Origin of the sequence: Alteromonas naphthalenivorans (genome assembly GCF_000213655.1) — a bacterium.
GTDB lineage: Bacteria > Pseudomonadota > Gammaproteobacteria > Enterobacterales > Alteromonadaceae > Alteromonas > Alteromonas naphthalenivorans.
In genome coordinates this window covers 3,074,259-3,098,523 of the sequence record NC_015554.1, presented here as the reverse complement: position 1 = coordinate 3,098,523, position 24,265 = coordinate 3,074,259, and the positions used below count along the sequence as shown (strand labels likewise).

Genomic DNA, 24,265 nt, shown 5'->3' with positions numbered 1-24,265 from the left:
ACCCGCGGGTTACGGTTTTGCTAAGGTAAGGTAGAGTGCAAAACGGTAAAATCTTTAAACGCTTACGAAAGCATTTTGTCCTATTCTTTTTACCTGCAAAAGCAGTGTGTAAATAATAGAAAAGCATAAGACAAAATGGGTTTACGAGGACATATCGAATAATGAGTATCACACCGAAATCAGCATATCGACGCATTCTGTTAAAGCTAAGTGGCGAAGCCCTTATGGGTGAAGAAGGCTTTGGTATCGATCCTAAAGTACTTGACCGTATGGCCCAAGAAATCAAAGAACTTGTTGAACTAGGTGTTCAAGTAGGCTTGGTTATTGGTGGCGGAAACTTGTTCCGCGGCGAAGGGCTTGCAAAAGCAGGCATGAACCGCGTTGTAGGCGACCACATGGGTATGCTTGCTACCGTAATGAACGGCTTAGCCATGCGTGATGCACTGCATCGTGCCTTTGTTAATGCGCGTATGATGTCAGCTATTCCTTTGAACGGCGTGTGCGATGCTTACAACTGGGCAGAAGCGATTAGCTTATTAAAATCTGGCCGCGTGGTTATCTTTTCTGCGGGCACAGGCAATCCTTTCTTTACGACCGATTCAGCCGCCTGTCTTCGCGGAATTGAAATTGAAGCCGATGCCGTGCTAAAAGCCACAAAAGTTGATGGCGTTTATAGCGATGATCCGGTTAAGAATCCAGATGCTACTTTGTACGATCAACTTTCTTATCAAGAAGTCCTTGAGAAAGAATTAAAAGTGATGGACCTGTCAGCGTTCACACTTGCTAGAGATCACAGCCTTCCTATTCGTGTATTTAACATGAACGAAGCAGGTTGTTTGAAACGTGTCGTTATGGGTGAGCAAGTTGGCACCCTAATTTGTCACGCTGACAATAGTTAATTAAGAAAATAGGAAATATAACGTGATTGATGAAATTGAATTAGATGCGCAAGAGCGTATGGATAAAAGCATCAGTGCACTTAAAGGCCAGTTTAGCAAAATTCGTACAGGCCGTGCTCATCCAAGCTTATTAGATGGCATTATGGTACCTTACTACGGTACAGATACACCGCTAAAGCAAGTCGCTAACGTCATTGCGGAAGACAGCCGTACATTAGCACTGACGGTTTTTGATAAAAGTGCTATTCAAGCTGTTGAAAAAGCAATTATGCAGGCAGATTTGGGATTAAACCCAATGAGCGCTGGTGGTTCTATTCGAATTCCACTTCCTCCGCTTACCGAAGAGCGTCGTAAAGACCTTATTCGCGTAGTGCGTAATGAAGCAGAAAACGGTCGAGTTTCAATTCGAAATATTCGCCGCGACGCTAACAGCGACGTAAAGGAATTACTTAAAGAGAAAGAAATCAGCGAAGATGAAAGCCGCGCAGCGGAAGAAAATATTCAGTCTTTAACGAATGACTTCATTAAGAAAGTTGACGGCATGCTTGCTGTTAAAGAAAAAGAACTGATGGAAGTGTAACAAGTATTATGATTGGGAAGCGGTCAAACGCAGCCAAAACGACTGATACAGTAGGGCCAGCATCCGTTGTTGGCCCTAAACATGTTGCTATCATTATGGATGGCAATGGTCGTTGGGCGCAAAAGAAAGGGAAAATTCGTACCTTCGGGCACAAGGCAGGTGTTGAGTCTGTTCGAGCAGTGGTACGCTTTGCTCGTCAAACTGGCATTGAGTCTTTAACCTTGTTCGCTTTTTCAAGTGAAAACTGGAAGCGTCCCGAAGAAGAAGTCAGTGTATTGATGGAACTGTTCAATTTAGTATTAAACAGTGAAGCCAAACGACTCCATAAAAATGGCGTTCGCTTAAAAGTAATAGGCGATTTAAGTGCTTTTGATAGCAAGTTGGTTGGAAAGATCCGCAAAGCGGAAGAAATGACTTCTGGCAATAACGATCTTGTCCTTAATATCGCAGCTAATTACGGTGGCAGATGGGACATTGTTAACGCTGCAAAAGAAGTGGCTGAAAAAGTTAAGCAAGGCGAAATGTCCCTTCAAGACATTGATGAGGCGGTTTTTAATCAACATACCTCTACGGCAAGCCTTCCAGAGCTCGATCTTCTCATACGCACCGGTGGTGAACACCGAATCAGCAACTTTTTATTATGGCAATGTGCGTACGCCGAATTGTATTTTACCGATGTGCTATGGCCAGACTTCAATGAAGATGTTTTTCAATTAGCCGTAGATGATTTTAATGTTCGCCAACGACGATTCGGTCTTACCGGTGAACAAATTGATACTGCCAGCAGCTAACTCTATGCAGGCAGGCATCAGGGCAGGCCTGAGCACAGGAGCCGAGAGCCAATTATGCTAAAACAAAGAATAATAACAGCGTTAATTCTCGCGCCTTTGGCGCTATTTTCCATACTGTTTCTGCCTATCTTCTGGTTTGAAATTGCAATTTCCGGTGTGGTTGCCATAGGGGCTTATGAATGGGCTAATATGTCCGGCATATGTGAGCGTCCTAAAAAAATACTCTTTATGGCAGCAGCATTCGCTATCTGCATTAGCTTATCCTTAATTGTTGATACCAGTGTTATTTGGTATCAAGGTCAACTTCACGATTTATATCACGGTATTTTAGGTGTAGCGGTAGTGTGGTGGATAGTGTCTCTATTCATGGTTATAGCCTATCCTAAATACACTAAGTTTTGGCGTGAAAGCCGCACTGTACGCACCGTGTTCGGCTTACTTACCTTAATTCCAACTTGGGTGGCGGTTATTGCCCTTCGTACTAGTTTGCATGATGTAGACCCATTTTATGGCGCATCACTCATCTTTTACGTGTTGGGTATTGTATGGGCTGCTGATATTGGCGCTTTCTTCGTAGGCGTTAAATTTGGTCGCCACAAGTTACGTCCTAATGTTTCTCCAGGTAAAAGTTTAGAAGGTCTTATAGGCGGCATTGCAGCTTCATTTGCCATTATTGCTTTTGCTGCATTGCACTATCAGGTTGAGCCTTCCCGCATTTGGTTGCACCTCATTATCGGCGGCGTTACCGTGGCGGTTTCAGCATTAGGTGACCTTAACGAAAGTATGCTAAAACGCTGTGCGGGTATTAAAGATAGTGGAAAAATCTTGCCTGGACACGGCGGAGTGCTTGACAGAATCGATAGCTTAACTGCTGCATTTCCGGTCTTTGCGTTCTGCTATGTAACGTGGATGGCGTGATGCAAACCGTTACCGTTTTAGGGGCAACCGGCTCTATTGGTTGTAATACCCTCGATGTTATTAATCGTCATCCTGAAAAATACCGCACCTTTGCCATTACTGGCAATGGTCAGCTTGAATTACTTATGCAGCAAGCGCAGAAGTGCTCGCCTCGATTCGTGGTGGTTGCTGATGAAGCTAGGTACAAAGAGGCTTGCACGCTAGCGACAGAATACAATATCACCGCCGAAATACTCTGTGGCGCTAAAGCATTAGAAGACGTGTCTTGTGCAGCCGAAATCGATACCGTGATGGCTGCCATAGTGGGGGCGGCAGGTTTGCTGCCTACATTAGCGGCGGTAAAAGCGGGCAAAAAGGTATTACTAGCAAATAAAGAAGCGCTAGTGATGTCTGGTGCATTATTTATTGATGCTGCAACACAAAGCGGCGCTGAAATTTTACCTATAGACAGTGAGCATAACGCTATCTTTCAATGTCTCCCTCAAGGTTATGAGTATGGCGAATTGGAGAAGGCGGGTATTAGCAAGATTTTGCTAACAGGCTCAGGGGGACCTTTCAGAGAGCGTGAATTGAGTTCCTTTAATGCTATTACGATTGATGAAGCGAGCAGCCACCCTAATTGGTCTATGGGGCGTAAAATCACGATAGATTCGGCCACTATGATGAATAAGGGGCTTGAGTTTATCGAGGCCTGTTGGTTATTTGGTGCTTCACCAGACGACATTCAAGTGGTGGTCCACCCACAAAGTTTTATTCATTCGATGGTGCAGTATGTAGACGGTTCGGTTATAGCGCAGCTGGGTAACCCAGATATGCGTACCCCCATTGCTTATGGTCTTGCCTACCCATCTCGCATTGATGCTGGTGTTAAGCCATTAGATTTTTCCGATATGGCTAATTTTAGTTTCGAAACGCCGTGTTTCACGCGCTATCCTAATTTAAAACTCGCCATTGATGCATGTAGAGAAGGGCAGGCAGCTACCACCCGTTTAAATGCTGCAAATGAAATAGCGGTTGCCTCTTTTCTAGAGGGGAAAATAGGGTTTACGGATATTGCAGTAGTCAATGAAGAAACCCTAAACAAAATGGAACCAGTAACCGTTTCATCTATCCAACAAATCCTTGAACAGGATACTGCCGCCCGCGCGGCAGCAGACCAAGTCATTAGAGGTAAGTTCACGTGTTAGGATTTTTATGGAGCTTAGGTGCATTTATTGTCGCGTTAGGTATTTTAGTCGCGGTACATGAGTGGGGACACTTCTACATAGCGCGGCGTTGCGGCGTGCAAGTAGAGCGTTTTTCTATTGGTTTTGGCAAGCCGCTTTGGCGTAGAACCAGTAAAACAGGCACTGAGTATGTGATTGCTATGATCCCGCTTGGTGGCTATGTACGCATGCTTGATGGGCGAATTGACGATGTACCCCCAGAGCTAGAACATAAAGCGTTTAACCATAAACCAGTGTTACAGCGCATGGCCATTATTTTTGCTGGGCCTGGCGTGAATTTTATTTTTGCTGTGTTTGCATTGTGGTTGATGTTTTTAATTGGCCTACAAACCGTAAAACCCGTTATTGGTAATATTGAGCCTGACAGTATTGCTGCTCAAGCAGGTATTGAGAAAGGCGATGAAGTCATTAAAGTAGGCTCCCGTAGTACTCCAGACTGGGAGGCGGTGAACCTTGAAGTGGTGTCTTATATTGGTCAAGAATCAGCGCTAGTTACTGTATTGACCCAAGATAAAACAGAAAAAGAAGTAACATTTACACTTGAGGGTTGGAACTTTGACCCTGATAGCGAGTCTCCTTTAAGCAGTCTAGGAATAACCCCTTTTCGTCCTAATCCAACTTTGGAAGTGGGTTTTGTTGGAGAGGACAGTGCAGCACAAAAGGCTGGTTTGCAACCAGGTGATAAATTACTCGCTTTAAATGGTGATGAATTAACCACGTGGCAGGCATTAGTTGATGTGATTGTTGAAAGCCCTGGAGATTCGGTTGTATTGTCGATTGAAAGGGATGGACAACCCCAGCAACTGCGTGCAACGATAGCGCGCCGCGATACACCAGAAGGGCAAACTGGGTATTTAGGGGTCAGTCCAACGTTTGAAGCTTGGCCTGAAGGGTATGTGTTTACCCATCAATATGGCATAGTAGAGGCCGTTGGAAGAGCGCTAGATAAAACGTGGCGCTTAATGACACTCAGTGTTGAGATGATAGGCAAATTGGTTACCGGCGATGTTTCGGTGAAAAATTTAAGTGGGCCTATATCCATCGCTCAAGGAGCAGGAACCAGTGCCGGTTACGGCTTGGCTTACTTTTTGAGCTTTCTTGCCTTAATCAGTGTGAATTTAGGCATAATTAATTTACTACCCTTGCCCATGCTAGATGGTGGTCACCTGATGTTTTACATCGTGGAATGGCTTACCGGCAAGCCTGTACCTGATGCGGTACAGGAGTGGGGTTACAGAATCGGTGGCGTGCTTCTGTTTATGATAATGGGTATCGCTATTATGAACGATATTGCTCGCATAGCCTGATGAAAGTCAGGAAACATAAAACAGCTAACATAAAACGCGGCCAGGAAAAGAAAAATAGATGAAGTTAAAACAGTTAGTAGCAGCCGGAGCCATTTTTTCCAGTGCTAGCTTTGCCAATGCTGCGGCGCAGAATAGTGAATTCGTTGTAGAAGATATTCGAGTAGAAGGTCTACAACGGGTAGCACTAGGTGCAGCCTTAACCTATTTGCCAGTTCAGGTTGGTGATGAGCTAAATACCTTCCGGGTAACTCAGCTTATCCGTTCTCTGTACTCATCAACGCATTTCGAGAACGTCGAAATTCTGCGTGACGGCAACACATTGGTAGTACGCGTAGCCGAACGGCCCACAATAAGTAACATTATTTTTGAGGGCAACGATGATATTAAAGATGAGCAGCTCCAAGAAAGCTTAGATGGCAATGGCGTACGCTTAGGCGAGCCTTTAGATAAAACCGTTCTAACGTCAATTGAAAATGGCTTGAAAGATTTCTTTTACAGCATTGGTAAATATAACGCTGACGTAACAGCGATTATTACACCGCTTCCTCGAAATCGTGTCGATTTGAAATTACTTTTTGAAGAAGGTGATGCGGCTAAAATTCAACAAATCAACATCGTTGGTAACGAGATTTTTACTGATGCAGAGTTGATGGATCAGTTCGAGCTACAGTTCGATACACCATGGTGGGATTTCTTGTCAGAAACTCGCTATCAGCAACAAACGTTGCAAGGTGATATGGAATCACTACGTAACCACTATTTAGATCGTGGTTACCTCCGCTTTAATGTTGATTCTACACAAGTATCTATGACTCCTGAAAAGTCGGGCATTTACGTTGCAATGAACGTAAGTGAAGGCGAGCAATACACTATTTCAGAAGTGGAACTAGTGGGTGATGTGCTTGGACATGAAGAATATATTCAGCGTGTATTGCCACTTACGCCAGGTGAGCTTTATAACCAAGCTGAAGTGACTTATACAGAAGAGTTTATTAGTAAGTACCTTGGTCGATTTGGTTATGCTTATCCAACCGTGACCACAGTACCAAACATCAACGATGAAGATAAAACGGTTAAGCTGACACTGTCTGTTGACCCTGGTAAACGTATCTACGTTAAACGTATTAAATTCAACGGTAACGTGGTTACTGCTGATAACGTGTTACGTCAGAACGTAAGCCAAATGGAAGGTACATGGTTATCAAATAACTTACTTGAGTCATCCAAGAACCAATTATCTCGTTTGACGTATATGGAAGAGGTTGAGTTTGAAACCATTCGAATTCCAGGCCAAGACGATCAAGTAGACGTTAACTTCAACGTTAAAGAGCAACCTTCTGGCTCATTTAACGCAGGTATCGGTTACGGTGACCAAACCAAGTTAAGCCTTCAAGCGGGTATACAGCAAGATAACTTCTTGGGTACAGGTAAGCGTGTAGGCTTGAACTTAAGTACGGTTTCTTATCAACGTTCAGCACAAATCACGTATAACGACCCGTATTTTACTATTGATGGCATAAGCTTAGGGGGTTCATTAGGGTATAGTGAATTTGATGGCTCAGACTTTAACGTTATCCAGTACAACTCTAAGCAGTGGTCTGTAGGTGCAAATGTCGGTTATCCGATAAATGAATTTAACCGAATCAACTTCGGGCTAACGTACAGCAACGTAGAGCTTTATAACCGTGGTTATTATGAGCAAACGGAACAGTTTTATAATCAGTTCCTTGACGGAGATGATCCTGATGCGCCCATTAAATACCATAGCTATCTTGCCAGCGTAAGTTGGAGTCGTAGTACATTAAACCGTGGTTTATTCCCTACGGCTGGCTCGTCACAGCGTGCCTCATTTAGTATCACTACACCTAATTCAGATGTAAACTACTTCAAAACCTTGTTTGATGGGAAGTGGTATTTCCCACTGTCTAGAAATCAGCGTTGGTCAGTACTTGCAAGAATTAGAATGGGTTACGGTAACGGCTATGGCGATGTAGACGGTAACGAGCAAATATTGCCATTTACCGAAAACTTCACCGCAGGTGGTTCGGATTCACTTCGTGGATTTGAAAACAACACCGTAGGTCCGCGTGGTATCATTCGCTCGCCAAGTGGCTCTTTAACAGGCCCTGATGGCGAAGTGTACCCAACCGACCCTATTGATGATGTAATTACATTATCAAGCCGCAGCCTTGGTGGTAACGCCATGGCACTAGGTGGTCTTGAGTTAATTGTTCCCACACCTTTTGTGGAAGCAGATATGGATAACTCGGTACGAACCAGTCTATTTGTGGATGTGGGCAACGTGTGGGATACTGAGTTCGATTACGACCAATATAAAGACTTTAGTCAATCTAGTACTCAGTATGGTTCATTGATAGACTATTCTGATTGGTCACTGTATCGTAGTTCTGCTGGTATTTCGGTACAATGGATTTCACCAATGGGACCGATGGTATTTAGCTTCTCAAGAGCTATTCAAGAACGTGAGGGTGATGATGCTAAATTCTTCACCTTTAATATCGGTCAGACATTCTAAAATATTAAACGGGGCCATTGGCACCCAGATAAAAAGATGGATAAAAGGAGTTCCTTTTGAAACAGTTGGTTAAACATATTGTTGCAGGTGCAATGCTTGGTAGCGCACTAGTTAGTACTTCAGTAATGGCAGAGCAAAAAATTGCTGTTGTTGATGTTCAGGGCATTTTTCAAGCTATGCCTCAGGCTGCTGAAATCCAAAACGCCATTCAGGTGGAGTTTAAAGACCGCATCGAAGAAGTTAATCAACTTCAACGTGATGGTCAGTTCTTCGCAGAACGTCTTCAACGCGACGCAGCAACAATGAGCGCTCAAGAAAAGAAAGAGCTTGAGCAAAAAATGTTGGCTGTACGTGAAGAGTTAGCAGAAAAAGCACAACCGCTTAAGCAAAACATTCAGCGTCGTAGCAACGAAGAACAAAACAAATTATTCAGCCTTATCAAGCAAGCAATTGATTCAGTTGCCGCTAAACAAGGTTATGACATTGTACTTAACGCAACGGCAACGCCTTTCGTAAAAGAACAATACGACATGTCAGAGCAAGTATTAGAACAGGTTAGCAAAGTAAACTAAGGCAGTAATGCTTACAGTTTGTCGCTAATTTCATCAGACCAACGCCCGAAAGGGGTTGGTCTGATTTGTTTTTTGCGCCTAACAGCGTATGGTTGCCGCCGTTTTAGTAATTTACGGCGAGTTTGTGACCATGAAACAGTTTTTAGGTCATGCTTGCACTATAGGAGATAGTTTTTGACCACTTCACTCAATACCATAGAAATCCAGGAAATTCTGTCGTTACTTCCTCACAGATACCCGTTCCTGTTGGTTGATCGAGTAACAGACTACGTTCTGGGTGAATCAATTAAAGCGTATAAAAATATCACTTTTAACGAGCCTTGCTTTACCGGGCACTTCCCAGGCCGCCCTATATTTCCAGGCGTGCTGATTCTAGAAGCCATGGCACAAGCCGCGGGCGTTCTTGGTTTTAAGACCATGGGCCAAAATGATAAATTGTATTTATATGCAGGAATTGACAACGCTCGATTTAAGCGTCCTGTTGTACCTGGAGACAAACTAGAGTTTGATGTTGCCTTGGTAAAAGAAAGACGGGGCATCTGGAAGTTTAAAGGCGTTGCAACTGTTGATGGCGAAAATGTATGTGTTGCAGAGTTTATGTGTGCAATGAGAGAGATGACCTAACGTGATCCATCCTACTGCGGTAATTTCAGATAAAGCATCTATTGGCGAAAACGTCACTATTGGTCCATTTTGCGTGATTGATGATGATGTGACGATTGGCGATGGATGCGTATTGAAGTCCCATGTGGTCGTTCGCGGCACCACCCGCATTGGCAAGAATAATACTTTCTATCAATTTTCATCTATTGGTGAAGATTGCCAAGACAAAAAATATGCTGGTGAACCCACAAATTTAATTATTGGTGATGACAACGAGTTCCGTGAAGGCGTGACTGTGCATCGTGGCACCATTCAAGATAACAGCGAAACTATTATTGGTTCACGATGCTTGTTTATGGTTAATTCACACATTGCCCATGATTGTGTGTTAGGTAATGACATTATTTTAGCCAATAATGTGGCCGTTGCTGGGCATGTTCACATCGATGATTTCGTTATTGTGGGCGGTGCGGTTGGCATTCATCAATTTTGTAAAGTGGGTGCACATGCGTTCTTGGGCGCAGGCGGTATTATTCTTCGCGATACGCCTCCTTTTGTGATGGTGAGCGGCACTAAAAATATTCCTCAGGGCATTAACTCTGAAGGTTTGCGACGTCGCGGTTTTGATAAAGATGAAATTATGGCCATTAAACGGGCCTATAAAGTCATTTACCGTGAAGGCAATACGGTGGCTGAAGCCGTGGAGATACTTTCTTCGCAAGAAGCAAGTTCTAGCGGTGTTGCTCTCATGACTGAGTTCTTGAAGAACGCAGAGCGTGGCATCATTAGATAATATGAGCCTGCTATCATGAGTAAACCTTTGCGTATCGCCATGGTGGCAGGCGAGCCATCAGGCGATGTACTCGCCGCTGGTATGGTTGGCGAATTAAAACGCTTATACCCTGATGCAATTATTGAGGGGATAGGCGGGCCTAATATGCAGGCTCAAGGTTTTCATAGCTTATTTGATATGGAAACCTTATCTGTAATGGGCTTAGTGGAAGTACTGTCCCATTTACCCGCTATTTTAAAAGTCAAAAAAGCGCTGCTCGCCCATTTCTCTAATAACCCGCCTGATATTTTTGTTGGCATAGATGCTCCTGATTTTAACCTTCGGGTAGAAAAAGAACTTAAAGCGAAGGGTATTAAAACCATTCATTACGTTAGCCCAACTATTTGGGCGTGGCGTGAAAAGCGGGTACATAAAATTGCCAAGGCGGCAGGGCGAGTGCTGGGTTTGTTTCCTTTCGAGCAGCAAGTTTATGATAAGTACGATGTACCTTATACCTTTGTTGGTCACACTATGGCAGATAGCATAGCGTTAACACCTGACCAACAAGCGTCTCGCAAAATGCTCAATCTACCTATCGATAAAGCGGTTTTGGCGGTACTACCAGGTTCTCGCCGTGGTGAAGTTGATACGCTTCTGCCTATTTTTATTAAGACGATGGAAAAAATTGCCGCGCAGAGACCGGATATTGAATTTGTGATCCCCGCTGCCAATATGCATCGTCTAGAACAAATTAATAGCATGTTGAAAGAGGCTAAAAACGTAACTGAAAGGCTGCCTATTCACGTTACTGAGGGGACGTCTCGCGATGCCATGATTGCCAGTGATGTCATATTGCTCGCATCTGGCACGGCTACATTAGAAGCTATGCTGTGTAAACGCCCCATGGTAGTGGCGTATAAATTGTCGCCAATAACCTATAAAATTATGCAGCGTTTGTATAAAGCGCCTTTTTTCGCCTTACCTAATTTATTGGCTAATGAAGCGTTAGTACCAGAACTGCTTCAAGACGACGTCAACCCAGACACATTAAGCCAGCAAGCCCTAACTTATTTCGACAGTGACAACACTGACTTAATTTCCCGTTTCACCGACCTCCACCATACGCTAAAATGCAATGCTGATAAAACAGCAGCACAAGCTGTAGTGGAGGAATTGTTTGCATAAGTTAATAGCCGGCGTAGATGAAGTTGGAAGAGGCCCACTTGTTGGGGATGTGGTAACCGCCGCCGTTATACTCGACCCTGCCAACCCTATAGTAGGGTTAACCGACTCTAAAAAGCTCAGCGAAAAAAAACGTATTGCGTTAGCCGCTGAAATAAAAGCGAAAGCGCTTTATTGGCATATAGGGCGCGCCACACCAGAAGAAATCGACACCCTCAATATTCTCCATGCTACCATGTTAGCCATGAAGCGTGCTGTGGAAGGTTTAGCGGTAACGCCAGACTTTGTTCGGGTTGATGGTAATCGATTACCTGATTGGCCTTATGCTGCAGAAGCTGTGGTTAAGGGCGATAGTCTATACGCTGAAATTTCTGCCGCTTCCATCATTGCCAAAGTAGAACGTGACAACGATATGCTGGCATTGGATGAATTACATCCAGAATATGGTTTTGCTGGCCATAAAGGTTATCCTACAAAAGCGCATTTTGAAGCACTCGCCACCCACGGCGTGATTGATGGTTATCGCAAAAGCTTTAAACCAGTTAAGGCACTACTACAAGAGATTCAATAATTATGTCCTCGCCTTTTATTCATTTACGCGTACACAGCGATTACTCCATGATGGATGGGCTTAATAAGGTTAAGCCCATACTTGGCAAAGTATCCGAGTACAACATGCCTGCTGTGGCGATTACCGACCAAATGAATATGTGTGGTTTGGTAAAGTTTTATTCTGGCGCACATGGGCTTGGCATTAAACCTATTATTGGTACCGATTTCTGGGTGACCAATGAAGCCTTCGGCGATGAGCCGTTCCGTCTTACCTTGCTTGCGATGAATAACGAGGGCTATAAGAACATTACGGTTCTTATTTCTAAGGCCTACTTGCGAGGTCACGTTGCGCATAGAGCGGTAATCGATCAAGACTGGCTTATTGAACATGCAGAAGGCGTAATCATACTCTCTGGTGCTCAACTGGGGGATGTTGGTGTTGCACTTACTAAAAATAACACCAGCTTGTTGGCAGAATCATTGGCCTTCTATAAAACCCATTTCCCAGACCGTTTTTATCTTGAGCTAATTCGTACTGGTCGCCCTGGTGAAGAAGATTACTTACATCGCGCGGTAGAATGTGCCGAGCGAGAAGGCTTGCCTGTAGTGGCAACCAATGAAGTGTGCTTCATTAATAAAGAAGGTTTTGACGCGCATGAAATACGAGTATGTATTCATGATGGCTACACCTTAGATGATACTCGCCGACCTAAACGTTACAGCGACCAGCAATATCTTCGTACCAGCGAAGAAATGGTGGAGCTGTTCAGTGATATTCCTGAGGCCATAGAAAATACGGTTGAAATCGCTAAGCGATGCAACGTTACAGTACGATTAGACGAATACTTTTTGCCCCAGTTTCCTACTGGTGGCATGACCACTGAAGATTTCTTAGTCAAAGTGTCGGAAGAAGGGCTTGAGCGCAGGTTAGCGTTTCTGTTTCCTGATGAACAAGTACGGGCAGAAAAACGCCCCGAGTACGACGACAGGCTCCGTATCGAGTTAGAAGTAATCAACCAAATGGGTTTCCCTGGCTACTTCCTTATCGTAATGGAGTTCATTCAGTGGAGTAAGGACAACAATATTCCAGTAGGCCCAGGTCGTGGTTCTGGTGCGGGCTCTCTAGTGGCTTACGCATTAGATATTACCGACCTCGACCCGCTTGAATTCGACTTGCTATTCGAACGATTCCTTAACCCAGAACGGGTATCAATGCCGGATTTCGATGTTGATTTCTGTATGGATAGACGAGATGAAGTTATCGACCACGTTGCCGAGCTTTATGGTCGTCAGGCGGTATCGCAGATTATTACCTTTGGTACCATGGCGGCAAAAGCCGTGGTGCGCGATGTGGGCCGAGTACTAGGTCACCCTTACGGTTTTGTGGACCGTATTTCAAAGCTTATTCCACCAGACCCTGGTATGACCCTTGAAAAAGCGTTTGCTGCCGAGCCTCGTTTGCCCGAAGTGTACGACCAAGACGAGGAGGTTAAAGATCTCATCGATATGGCGCGCATTTTAGAAGGCGTAACGCGAAATGCAGGTAAACACGCTGGTGGTGTAGTTATTGCGCCAACCACTATTACCGATTTTGCGCCGCTATACTGCGACGATGAAGGTAATAACCCTGTTACTCAGTTCGATAAAAACGATGTTGAAACCGCAGGGCTAGTCAAGTTCGACTTCCTTGGATTACGTACGCTAACCATTATCCAGTGGGCCATTGATATGGTGAAGGAAGGGAAGGGTATTGACATTGATATTACCTCTATTCCTTTGGCGGATGCAAAAAGCTTTCGTACCCTGCTAAATGCGGAAACTACCGCGGTGTTCCAGTTGGAATCCCGAGGTATGAAAGAGCTAATAAAACGTCTTAAGCCAGATAGTTTTGAAGATATTATCGCATTGGTAGCCCTATTTAGACCGGGTCCTTTGCAGTCGGGCATGGTAGATAACTTTATCGACCGTAAGCATGGCCGTGAAGCTATTTCTTATCCCGATGCTGAATACCAACACGAATGTTTGCAAGAAATTCTGGAGCCTACCTACGGCATTATCTTGTATCAAGAACAGGTAATGCAGATTGCGCAGGAAATGGCGGGCTATTCCCTAGGTGGCGCCGATTTGTTACGTCGTGCTATGGGTAAGAAAAAGCCAGAAGAAATGGCTAAGCAACGTGGCGCGTTCGCTGAAGGCTCGAGGAACAATAACATCGACCCAGATTTGGCGATGAAAATTTTCGACTTGGTAGAAAAATTCGCCGGCTACGGGTTTAACAAATCTCACTCTGCTGCTTACGCCTTGGTGTCTTATCAAACCTTATGGTTGAAAGCCCATTATCCTGCTGAATTCATGGCCGCAGTAATGTCGGCCGATATGGATAATACCGATAAAATTGTTACCTTGGTTGATGAATGCAGTCGAATGGGTCTTGAGTTATTGCCCCCAGACTTAAATGCAGGTAAGCATAAGTTCACCGTCGATGAAAAAGGCAGAATTGTTTACGGCATTGGCGCCATTAAAGGGGTAGGTGAAGGCCCCATTGAAGCCATTATCGAAGCCAGAGAAAACCAAGGTGCGTTTAAAGATTTATTCGATTTTTGTGCAAAAATTGATATTAAGCGCGTTAATAAACGGGTATTGGAAAAACTAGTACTTGCCGGCGCGTTAGACAATTTAGGGCCTCACAGGGCTGCACTCATGGCATCTTTACCTGATGCTATCGCAGCCGCAGGGCAGCATGCCAAAGCGGAATCCTTTGGGCAGTCAGACATGTTCGGATTGCTAACGACTGAGCCTGATGAAGTAGAGCAAGCTTTTGCCGATGTTCCGTTGTGGCCAGAAAAAGTATGGTTGGAAGGTGAAAAAGATACCTTAGGTTTATACCTTACAGGGCACCCTATTAATCAATACGTAGAAGAAATTAGGCATTACACTGATGGAAGGTTGGTTGACTTAAAACCCACAGGCAAGGAGCAAATGGCGAATGCAGTTGGCCTAGTGCTTGGGGTTAGGGTAATGACCAATAAACGGGGAAGACGCTGGGCTATTGTCACACTTGATGATAAAAGCGCGCGAATAGACGCTCGTTTTTTCCCGGATACCTTCGAACAGTATGAATCTATGCTAGAAACTGACAAAATATTGCTTATAAAGGGACAGGTCAGCTTTGATGATTTCTCTGGGGGCAATACAATCACCGCCCGTGATGTAATGGACATTGTTCAAGCACGGGAGAAAAACGCGAGAGCATTGGCGTTAAATGTTGAGACCCAGTTGCTTGAACCGAAAAAGATTAATCAAATGCAATCTATCTTGCAGGCCTTTAAAGGCGGAAGTTGCCCGGTGCATTTATTAGTAACCCATCCTGATGCTGAAGCACTGATTACGTGCGGTGCACGGTGGTTTGTTACACCAGAAGATCAACTTTTGCACGATCTCAAACAATGTTTGGGAGAAAAAGCCGTTTCAATCCTCTACCATTAATGGGTAGAGTTCGATAGATTGACTATCTCGCGTTGGCATTGACAAGCGCAGTACGAATAGGACATACAATGAGTATACAGTTTTTGGACTTTGAACAGCCGATAGCCGAATTAGAAGCAAAAATTGAAGAGCTTAGGTTAGTAAATCAAGGCGGTGAATTCGATGTTGGTATTGAAGAAGATATTAACAAGCTGCGTGGTAAAAGCGCAGAGCTAACAAAAAAGATTTTTTCTGACTTAGGCGCGTGGCAAGTATCACAACTGGCCCGTCACCCTATGCGCCCTTATACGCTAGATTACATTCCGCGTATTTTTACCGACTTCGATGAATTAGCGGGTGATAGAGCTTTCGCTGACGACAAAGCCATTCTTGGCGGCCCAGCTATGTTAGATGGGCAACCTGTGATGGTGATTGGGCATCAAAAAGGGCGCGACACCAACGAAAAAATTAAACGTAACTTTGGTATGCCTAAACCTGAAGGTTATCGTAAAGCACTCCGTTTGATGAAAATGGCAGAGCGTTTCAATTTACCAATTATTACTTTCATCGATACCCCCGGGGCTTACCCAGGTGTGGGCGCTGAAGAGCGCGGTCAAAGTGAGGCTATCGCGAAAAATCTGTTTGAAATGGCAGAACTTACGGTGCCCATCATTTGTACCGTTATTGGTGAAGGTGGTTCTGGTGGTGCTTTAGCGATAGGTGTGGGTGATCGTGTGAATATGCTTCAGTATTCCACGTACTCGGTTATTTCGCCGGAAGGTTGTGCGTCAATTTTGTGGAAAAGTGCAGAAAAAGCACCATTAGCCGCAGAAGCAATGGGCGTAAGTGCAGGCCAGATTAAAGAGCTTGGCTTAATTAATAGTATTGTTGAAGAGCCGTTAGGCGGCGCTCACCGAGACCATACTAGTATGGCTGCGAACTTAAAAGCCGTGCTTAAACAGCAATTAAGTCAACTTAAGAGCTTAGATACCGCCGACTTGATGGAAGAGCGTTATCAACGCCTTATGTCTTTCGGCTACTGCTAGTTAAACGAAGCGAGTAGAATGAGCCTAGCAAGTGAGTGAGATTGTAAATCACATCTGCGAGTCTATCACCGCAGCACTTGCTGATACTTCATTTAGAGCGCCACCTCTTCTCGTTGTTGCTTACAGCGGAGGGGTGGACTCCTCTTTATTACTTCACGCCTTGCATGTCTTTCGCAAGCAAACTTCTACACCAGTGCATGCCGTTCATATACATCATGGGTTGAGCAATAATGCCGATACGTGGTTACGCCACTGCCAATCTGAATGCGACAAATTATCGATTCCGCTTACGCATTACCACGTTGCCGTTGATAATGGCGCTCGTAAGAGTCTTGAAGCTGAAGCCAGAGATGCACGCTATAAAGTGCTTCATGAGTTTTGCCATACCCACAATGGGGTACTCTTATTAGGACAACACGCTGAAGATCAACTAGAAACTGTACTGTTGCAGTTAAAGCGCGGTGCGGGGCCACAAGGGTTGTCAGGCATGGGAGCGCAACAATGGCGAAATGGGGTACTTACCCTTCGTCCCATGTTAGCACTTCAGAAAAGCGATATTGTTGATGCCGCGAATCGCCTTGATTTGCAGTGGGTCAATGATGAGTCAAATGCCGATGATCGCTACGATCGTAATTTCCTCCGCAATCAGATTATCCCTGCGTTATCTGAGCGATGGCCTCAATTATCCAATACTGCACTAAGAAGTGCCCAGCTATGTGCAGAGCAAACGGCCTTAGTAACAGAGCAGGCTGAAATATATCTTAGTCAGTGCTTAGTGACAGATACTCAGTTAAAAGGCGCAGAGCTGCTTACCTTATCTAAAAACTGGCAACGAGCCGTATTGCGCCAATGGTTTTCAAAACAATCAGCGTTGCTTCCCTCTCAAGCGCAACTAATGCAAATAGAAAATATGCTAATGGCGAAACAAGATGCTGCGCCTGAAGTGTCGTTTTCTTGGGGCAAGCTCGCCAGGTTCAATAATGACCTATACTGGCTATCAAAGCGCAACACTCAAGTACCGCAAGCCATGGACATAACAGATAGTGTCGACACCGAACTGTATTGGTTGAGAGAACCACTAACATTAAGGGTGGTCCATAACGCATTGGGCGCAGTAATGATTAAAACTGGCGTGAAGGGGCTTCGCGTAAAACCCAAAAGTGCACAGGTATCGAAGTTACTTAAAGATTGGTTTAAGCAATGGAAAGTCCCTACGTGGGAGAGAGCCGAAGTGCCTCTACTCTTTTTAGATGAAGAGGCGGTGGCGCTGGTAGTAAATCGAAAAGTCGTTATCTTGGAAACCATGCCACCGACGTTAGCTGTTGAAATAGTGGGTGTAGACTAAAGTCTATCTTTGTGAGTAATAAGGTGTCGGAGTAGGCAAATATTTGCCAGTGGGCAAAAGTAAGCTGTGACTTCATGGCAGCCGTGCCAAAACATGCTTATTTACTTAGATATATTTATTATACCTAATATACGTAAAAAGCGTCGTCTCTACGCTACGATAACCACTGTGGTACTATCGTTATTTTTACTGAAGCACTGTCGCTAATTTCCGCCAACATTGCTAAAAACGCTACGCAGGATACTTGATTCACTAAACTTGTGTGACCGAGGGGGTTAAGCGGCTAAGTAGTTATTTTTACCAGATTGCTTCACTTTGTATAACGCAGCATCGGCGCGGTCAAAAAGCTTACCGGTATCGTCACCCTCACGGTAAATAGCGCCACCTAAACTGCACGATACATTCATGCGTCTTAAGTAACTTGATTGGTTGATACTAAGCTGAATACGCGATGCGGCACATTCTAACTGAAATTGTGTTTGGCAATCTAAAAGGCAGCAGAACTCGTCGCCACCAAATCGAAATGCTTCATCTTCATCTCTTAGTACTTGTTGTAACTGAGACGCTACATGGACTAAAACGTTATCACCTTCTCGGTGACCGTGGCTGTCATTAACCGATTTGAAATTATCTAAGTCTATGACAAGCAATGAAAAGCCTTCCTCGTGACGCTGAGCCCATCCTAACTGACGTATTAGTGCCTGATCGAAGCCTGAGCGATTCCCCAAGCCAGTTAGCACGTCTTTAGTCGTCATCTGGTGTAGGCGTAAAAAAGATTGTGCTTGAGCGACTTGTTTAGCAAATAGTTCATGAAGTTGCTCTAGTGCATTACGTTCAGAAAGGGAAAGCGGTACTGCGAAATAATAATGCGCAGTTGCGGGTTTACCTTCCTGAGAGGTAACACCTGGCAATGGTATCGCCACAAGTGTTGACGATAGTTTGGCATTTCCGTATACCCAACGGGTGTCTAAATCCGATAAGCTTAAACCGGTCAATGAGAAAAAACCATTCAATTGGCGAAAGTAAATTTCACCAAGCTTTTCCAATTCCAACGTAGACAAAATCTCGCTGATGAAGGAGGTTATTTCACTGGCAGATAACGCCTGACCCGTGCTAGCAGGAGGATAAAAATTGTCATGTTGTGTGCTATCGTAGATAGTAGTAGAGAAATCCACGGAAATGCCCCTTTAGCAATACGGAAAAATATACATAAGTGGAAAGTGTCAAAATTTGCCGCTTATGCTAATTTGTTAGTAGGTATTAGCAAGCTTAATGCCAATTCCTGCAATATTGCTTTGCGATATAGGCTATTAAAAATGTAGGGTCGCTAGGGCTGCTGTAATACTTTGATGTTCAGTCGTATTTTAATTTAGATGTGCGTAAGTTTTAACCAGCGCGGAACATTAAAGCCTCAAATTAACGGTAGGGAGATGTGAAGTGAGTGCCGGTTTTTTGAACGTGATCGCGTTAATGTTTATTGCCGTTTGTAGTGTGGCTATTTTTAAGCGCATCCATTTACCGCCAATTTTAGCGTATTTATTTGCAGGTATATTAGCGGGCCCACAGCTCTTTGCGCTTTTCGCTCACCCTCAAGAAATGCATTTGCTGGCTGAAACCGGCATCGTTTTTTTGCTCTTCTCACTAGGGCTGGAATTTTCCCTACCAAAGCTAGTGGCCATGCGCTCATTAGTATTTGGCGTTGGGGGTGGTCAAATGCTGCTGACCACCGCTGTATTTACCAGCATTCCTTATTTATTCGGGTTACCTATCAAAGCTTCCATTATTATTGGTGGAGCGCTGGCACTAAGCTCTACCGCTATAGTCATCAAACAAGCAACTGAAATGGGTATTCTCAATAACAGAAGAACCCAGCTGGCTGTTAGTATTCTGCTATTTCAAGACCTTGCCGTTGTTCCATTCCTTATTGCTATTCCCTTGCTTGCTCAAAGCGGCGAGGTGAGCATTGCGTTTGCCTTAGGTGAAGCCTTGTTAAAAGGTATATTTGTCATCGCGTTTTTAATGTCGGTAGGCAAGTGGGTGTTGCCTTGGGTCTTTAGAGAAATAGCCAAAACCCGCACCGATGAGCTCTTTGTTCTTACCACAATTTTAATCGCGCTATTGGCTGGCGGCCTAACCTATTACTTTGGGTTATCGATGGCGCTAGGGGCTTTCCTTGCGGGAATGATGCTAGGGGAGAGCCAATACAAATACCAACTTGAAGCCGATATTCGCCCCTTTCGCGATATTTTAATGGGATTGTTTTTCGTTACCGTTGGCATGCAGCTCGATATAAATGTGCTGTGGAGTAACTTCTTTACCATTGTTCTTGGCGTTGTTGGGCTGATGATTATCAAAATTCTTATGGTAAGAATGGCCGCTGCGTTTGTGAAAACTAATCCTCTGGATGCATGGTCGGCGGGTATTAAGTTATGTCAAATTGGCGAGTTTAGTTTCGTTATTGCTGCATTGGCGACCACTTATGGTGTGCTTACCACTGGGCAATCTTCTCTCATTGTGAGCATGGGGGTATTGAGCATGGCGCTAACGCCTTGGTTAATGAACAACAGTTTGGTATTTGCAAAGCGTATTGTGGCCAATAAGAGTGAAGACAATGCGCACAATACGTTAATAGTGGATAACGATTTAACCAACCATGTTGTGATTTGTGGCTTTGGCAGGGTGGGGCAATCGGTAGCTCGCATGCTGAAGATGGAAGGCATTGCATTTATAGCGATTGATATGGACCCAGTTCGTGTGCATGAAAGTAGGAACGCTGGTGAGCCAGTGCTGTTTGGCGATGCCAGTAAAAAAGACATTCTTAGTAGCGCCAATGTTGAAAAAGCAAAGCTTATCTTAGTCACCTTTGACCAACCTGATAAAGCAAAACAAGTTATTAGTGGCACCCATCAAATAGATAACACCGCAGATGTTATGGTGCGAACTAAGCGAGACTATCAGTTAGATGGTTTATATTCTGCGGGGGCAAATCAAGTCGTACCCGAGTTGCAAGAAGGTAGTTTGATGCTTATTTCTCAAGTACTGCATTACGCCGGTGTGCCCATGTCTCGAATCTTAAAGCGTGTTCGCGCGGAACGAAAAGGACGCTACGATCACTTGCATGGATTCTACCCAGGGGAAACGACTGAAATTAGCTACGGCACTGAGGATAAACTCGAATTCATACACGCTGTGGTGCTTTCAGAACATGCTGCATGCATGGGAAGCAAAATTAAAGATATCGACTTTGCCAAAATGCGGGTTCGTGTACGGGGATTAAGAAGAAATGGCACCGAGGTAAAAGATCCCGACCATGAAGCTGTGTTGCAACCCCATGATGTGCTGGTTATTGCCGGCAAACCTCGGCGCGTAGAACGCGCTGAGAGAAAACTACTGGAAGGCAGCTAGCCGACAACAGAATGCTTTAGACCGTTCTGATAAAAATTCGAAGTACGAACACGCTTTCAAAAAGGCACTTAGGAAAAGCGTTTTACAAAAAGCCTATGCAACTTTGTCTTTTTCCAAGTCGGCAAACTGTTTTTTCAGGTCGTATTTTTCATCGGTTACAATTTTTTCAAGCACAGAAACCCGTTCTTTGAGTGATGCGATTTCGGCTTCATAAGCTTTCGATGCCTTGTCAGATACTTTATTCGACTTTTTTGTTTTTACTGAGTCTGTGATGCTCACAATAGCCCAAGCGATAATAGCAACAATAGCAATGGCGGTCATATTCATGGAACTTTCCCTTCAGTTTGTTTTGAATTGTTCTGCACTCAGTGTAGGTGAAAAATTGTATTCTTTCCTACAAGCCAAGCTTACAAAGCGACTACGCTAAACCCACTTTTTTCGTTACTATAGCGCTTATAAATACGCTTTTTGGGAAAAAAGTGTAAATAAATACGTAACTGTACATTAAAGCTTTTGAGCTACTTCATATAGAATAAGCCGATGGACAAGTTTGTATTTACGTTATCACTCTGTAATTCGCAAGTATGTCTATAACAAAGATAGCAAGATGGCTGCCATTGTTATAAATTAACTATAAATCAATTGTTTATAGTAATTTCTATTAATTGGATTATGTTGGTGAAAATCTAATTCACAAAAAATTAGTTAAATTAACGAATGAATGACGAAATTAACAACTCTAAACGCATGGTAAAGCATACAAAGTGGATGCAGCACGCCCTTAGCCTAGCGGATAAAGCAGAAGCAATGGGAGAGGTGCCGGTAGGGGCTTGTGTTGTACACAATGGTGAATTAATTGGTGAAGGGTGGAATACGCCTATCACAGATAGCGATCCTTCCGCTCACGCAGAAATGAATGCGGTAAGAATGGCGGCAAAGCACTTACAAAACTACCGTACTACCGATGCCACGCTTTATGTCACTTTAGAGCCATGTTCAATGTGCGCAGGAATGTTGGTTCACGCCAGAATTAAGCGAGTGGTATATGGTGCCAGCGATGCTAAGACTGGGGCGGCAGGGTCAGAGATGAATATTTTGAACCATCCATCACTCAATCATCAGGTAGATGTCATATCAGGGGTGTTGGCCGACGACTGTGCTGATAAGATTTCAGCATTTTTTAAACGTCGTCGAGCGCAGATAAAACTAGATAAAAAAGCCAAACAAGCGGCGCTTAAGAATTGCGGGTCAACTGAGTAAACATCTCACTGGTGACAAACAGTTTGCGGCGTTGTAGTACTTTTTGATGCATTCTTTTTAGCATCACTCTACGTCTATTATTATTTTTCAATTTTATTCCTTTCCTAAATAATTTGTTTCTTTTCATTTTGCCCTCCTTGTTAATACAAATTGGGAAATTGAATAAGGCATATTCTCATTTCATCGTTTCTGCACTTATGCCTTAGCTAGCCGAAAAGGCCAGTTACATTCGATATTACTTATCTTAGATGACATCATAATGACAAAATTCAATATGGCGCCAGCTAAATTCTTCCTTGTTCATCTAGCCAAAGAAGACTGTCGTAATATCGGCGAATATTGTCTACATACTGAAGCGCTTCATCGCCCCGAGCGTACCCATAACGTGTTGTTCTGTAGTACTTCTTTTGCCTTAGCTGTGGAAGCCGTTGTTTTACATCTACCCACAAATCTGGATTGCCGCCCTGACGCTCTGTAAGAATTCGGGCATCTTCTAAATGACCTAGGCCAAGGTTATACGCCGCCATTGCCATCCAAGTTCTATCCGGGTCGCCAATTCTTGCAGGAATTCGTCCTAATAAGCTGGCGAAGTAGCGAGAGCCACCGCGAATACTTTGTTCTGCGTCGGTACGATCTTCAACATCCCAGTCATTAGCCGTGTCCATGGTCAGCATCATTAAACCGCGAACGCCAGTACGAGAGATTGCATCAGGATCCCAGTGGCTTTCTTGATAACTCATTGCGGCTAATAGGCGCCAATCCAAATCACCTGCATATTGCTGAAACATACTTTTGTAATCTTTTAACAGCGACTCGGCGGATTGATTAAATGCACGGCTGTCTACGTAGTCAAATTGCCTAATGTGACCAAAATACTTTTCTTCTAATACGGTAAACCACCCTGATTGATGCACGGTACCAAAATATTCAATAATGGCGGCTTTAATAGAATCATCTAATTCAGGGTTTAGCGCCCATGCCATTGGCATTTCTTCTCGTACGGTTAGGCCTACGGCCAAATTAGGGTGTCGTCTTCGTTGCAGCGCAAGACGGTTACTATCTGCAAGGGTATAGGCAATTTCACCTGTAGCCACTTTTTGTAGCAGTTCCTCGGCATCAGAATCTTCTGTGGTGACTAACAGGGATTCACTAGCGCCGTTTAATACTGCAAGTAGCTGCGCTTGACTGCTTCCCGACACTGCTACAACAGGGTCGACAAGGCTATCAAGTTCTCGAGGTCGTGTGGTGCCCGCGCGGTATACCAAGTGTTGCGCAACAGTTTGATATGCAGGACCATAGGTGAAGCGCATCAGTAAGGCATCGGTAACCGCGTCACCTGTGGCCACAATATCTAGGTTGCCTTCAGCAAGTTGCTCTAGCATCGCGTCGTAACTGTAGAAAGGATATAAGTCGAGCGTTACCCCGACATAATCTGAAAAGCCGGCAAGTAATTCATATTCAAAACCTTGCGGACCTTCGGCGCCATTATAATAAGTCGCCGCGCCATAAAGCGTGCCTACCTTTATTGAACCGCGCTCAATTAATGACAACAGAGCGTTCGGAACGGTAGGAGAGCCACAACTTGAAGCGAAAAAGCATAATGCGATAAAAAAAGTTGTTTTTAATCGCTTTTTGTATTGTTGTAACGGCATAAACCTTTTCTTATTGTTGTAAATTGGGTTTTGAGAAAAAAAACTGCAACATAGCCTATGTTGAAGGTTACCAATAGAACATAAATCCTCTATAATCCGCGCCGAAATATTCATCAATTACAGAGGCAACGCGTCCCATTGATGGTCGTTGTTT

The 24,265-nt window shown here is 44.2% G+C and carries 20 protein-coding genes; 17 read left to right on the top strand and 3 right to left on the bottom strand.

Features of this window, described 5'->3' with window-relative positions:
• The first annotated feature begins 161 nt into the window (after window positions 1–161).
• The 15 genes from pyrH to tilS all read left to right on the top strand — a co-directional run bounded on the left by pyrH (window position 162) and on the right by tilS (window position 17,794).
• Window positions 162–899: a UMP kinase gene (gene pyrH, locus AMBT_RS13485; RefSeq protein WP_013785187.1), complete on the top strand. Its 738-nt coding sequence runs from the start codon at window positions 162–164 to the stop codon at window positions 897–899.
• 22 nt (window positions 900–921) lie between these two features.
• A complete protein-coding gene (gene frr, locus AMBT_RS13480; RefSeq protein WP_013785186.1) occupies window positions 922–1,479 on the top strand; it encodes a ribosome recycling factor in 558 nt (185 codons plus the stop codon).
• A gap of 8 nt (window positions 1,480–1,487) precedes the next feature.
• Window positions 1,488–2,270: a polyprenyl diphosphate synthase gene (gene uppS, locus AMBT_RS13475; RefSeq protein WP_013785185.1), complete on the top strand. Its 783-nt coding sequence runs from the start codon at window positions 1,488–1,490 to the stop codon at window positions 2,268–2,270.
• 54 nt (window positions 2,271–2,324) lie between these two features.
• Window positions 2,325–3,188: a phosphatidate cytidylyltransferase gene (locus tag AMBT_RS13470; protein WP_013785184.1), complete on the top strand. Its 864-nt coding sequence runs from the start codon at window positions 2,325–2,327 to the stop codon at window positions 3,186–3,188.
• Complete coding sequence (ispC, locus tag AMBT_RS13465) at window positions 3,188–4,375, top strand: 1-deoxy-D-xylulose-5-phosphate reductoisomerase (protein WP_013785183.1); 1,188 nt, start codon at window positions 3,188–3,190, stop codon at window positions 4,373–4,375. Before AMBT_RS13470 ends, ispC begins: the two co-directional genes overlap by 1 nt.
• Complete coding sequence (gene rseP / locus AMBT_RS13460; RefSeq protein WP_013785182.1) at window positions 4,369–5,721, top strand: sigma E protease regulator RseP; 1,353 nt, start codon at window positions 4,369–4,371, stop codon at window positions 5,719–5,721. The genes ispC and rseP overlap by 7 nt, the downstream gene beginning before the upstream one ends.
• 58 nt (window positions 5,722–5,779) lie before the next feature.
• The gene (bamA, locus tag AMBT_RS13455; RefSeq protein WP_013785181.1) at window positions 5,780–8,257 is read left to right on the top strand and encodes an outer membrane protein assembly factor BamA; all 2,478 of its coding nucleotides are present in this window, start codon (window positions 5,780–5,782) and stop codon (window positions 8,255–8,257) included.
• Between the two features lie 56 nt (window positions 8,258–8,313).
• The gene (locus AMBT_RS13450; protein ID WP_013785180.1) at window positions 8,314–8,829 is read left to right on the top strand and encodes an OmpH family outer membrane protein; all 516 of its coding nucleotides are present in this window, start codon (window positions 8,314–8,316) and stop codon (window positions 8,827–8,829) included.
• Window positions 8,830–9,003: 174 nt separating this feature from the next.
• Entirely contained in the window at window positions 9,004–9,453 is a 450-nt protein-coding gene (gene fabZ / locus AMBT_RS13445) for a 3-hydroxyacyl-ACP dehydratase FabZ (RefSeq protein ID WP_013785179.1), read from the top strand.
• A gap of 1 nt (window position 9,454) precedes the next feature.
• Entirely contained in the window at window positions 9,455–10,225 is a 771-nt protein-coding gene (lpxA, locus tag AMBT_RS13440; protein WP_013785178.1) for an acyl-ACP--UDP-N-acetylglucosamine O-acyltransferase, read from the top strand.
• A 15-nt stretch (window positions 10,226–10,240) separates the two neighbouring features.
• Window positions 10,241–11,389 (top strand): lipid-A-disaccharide synthase, encoded by a 1,149-nt coding sequence (lpxB, locus tag AMBT_RS13435; RefSeq protein ID WP_013785177.1) that lies wholly within the window; start codon window positions 10,241–10,243, stop codon window positions 11,387–11,389.
• Window positions 11,382–11,957, top strand: coding sequence for a ribonuclease HII (gene rnhB / locus AMBT_RS13430; RefSeq protein ID WP_013785176.1), 576 nt, complete (start codon window positions 11,382–11,384; stop codon window positions 11,955–11,957). Before lpxB ends, rnhB begins: the two co-directional genes overlap by 8 nt.
• Before the next feature lie 2 nt (window positions 11,958–11,959).
• Window positions 11,960–15,424 (top strand): DNA polymerase III subunit alpha, encoded by a 3,465-nt coding sequence (dnaE, locus tag AMBT_RS13425; RefSeq protein ID WP_083820161.1) that lies wholly within the window; start codon window positions 11,960–11,962, stop codon window positions 15,422–15,424.
• A gap of 68 nt (window positions 15,425–15,492) precedes the next feature.
• Complete coding sequence (accA, locus tag AMBT_RS13420) at window positions 15,493–16,449, top strand: acetyl-CoA carboxylase carboxyl transferase subunit alpha (protein ID WP_013785174.1); 957 nt, start codon at window positions 15,493–15,495, stop codon at window positions 16,447–16,449.
• 31 nt (window positions 16,450–16,480) lie between these two features.
• Complete coding sequence (gene tilS, locus AMBT_RS13415) at window positions 16,481–17,794, top strand: tRNA lysidine(34) synthetase TilS (RefSeq protein ID WP_013785173.1); 1,314 nt, start codon at window positions 16,481–16,483, stop codon at window positions 17,792–17,794.
• Window positions 17,795–18,069: 275 nt separating this feature from the next.
• Here the strand turns inward: tilS and AMBT_RS13410 are convergent, their stop codons facing one another.
• Window positions 18,070–18,969 carry a GGDEF domain-containing protein gene (locus AMBT_RS13410; protein ID WP_013785172.1) on the bottom strand — a complete coding sequence of 300 codons (900 nt, stop codon included), beginning with the start codon at window positions 18,967–18,969 and terminating at the stop codon, window positions 18,070–18,072.
• A 262-nt stretch (window positions 18,970–19,231) separates the two neighbouring features.
• Between AMBT_RS13410 and AMBT_RS13405 the strand changes: the two genes are divergently transcribed.
• Window positions 19,232–21,199 carry a monovalent cation:proton antiporter family protein gene (locus AMBT_RS13405; RefSeq protein ID WP_013785171.1) on the top strand — a complete coding sequence of 656 codons (1,968 nt, stop codon included), beginning with the start codon at window positions 19,232–19,234 and terminating at the stop codon, window positions 21,197–21,199.
• A 93-nt stretch (window positions 21,200–21,292) separates the two neighbouring features.
• Here AMBT_RS13405 and AMBT_RS13400 read toward each other — a convergent pair whose 3' ends face one another.
• A complete protein-coding gene (locus AMBT_RS13400) occupies window positions 21,293–21,526 on the bottom strand; it encodes a hypothetical protein (RefSeq protein ID WP_013785170.1) in 234 nt (77 codons plus the stop codon).
• Between the two features lie 390 nt (window positions 21,527–21,916).
• Here AMBT_RS13400 and tadA point away from each other — a divergent pair, with 390 nt between their 5' ends.
• Window positions 21,917–22,459, top strand: coding sequence for a tRNA adenosine(34) deaminase TadA (gene tadA, locus AMBT_RS13395; RefSeq protein ID WP_013785169.1), 543 nt, complete (start codon window positions 21,917–21,919; stop codon window positions 22,457–22,459).
• 284 nt (window positions 22,460–22,743) lie between these two features.
• Here the strand turns inward: tadA and mltF are convergent, their stop codons facing one another.
• The gene (gene mltF / locus AMBT_RS13390; RefSeq protein ID WP_013785168.1) at window positions 22,744–24,111 is read right to left on the bottom strand and encodes a membrane-bound lytic murein transglycosylase MltF; all 1,368 of its coding nucleotides are present in this window, start codon (window positions 24,109–24,111) and stop codon (window positions 22,744–22,746) included.
• Window positions 24,112–24,265: the final 154 nt, after the last annotated feature.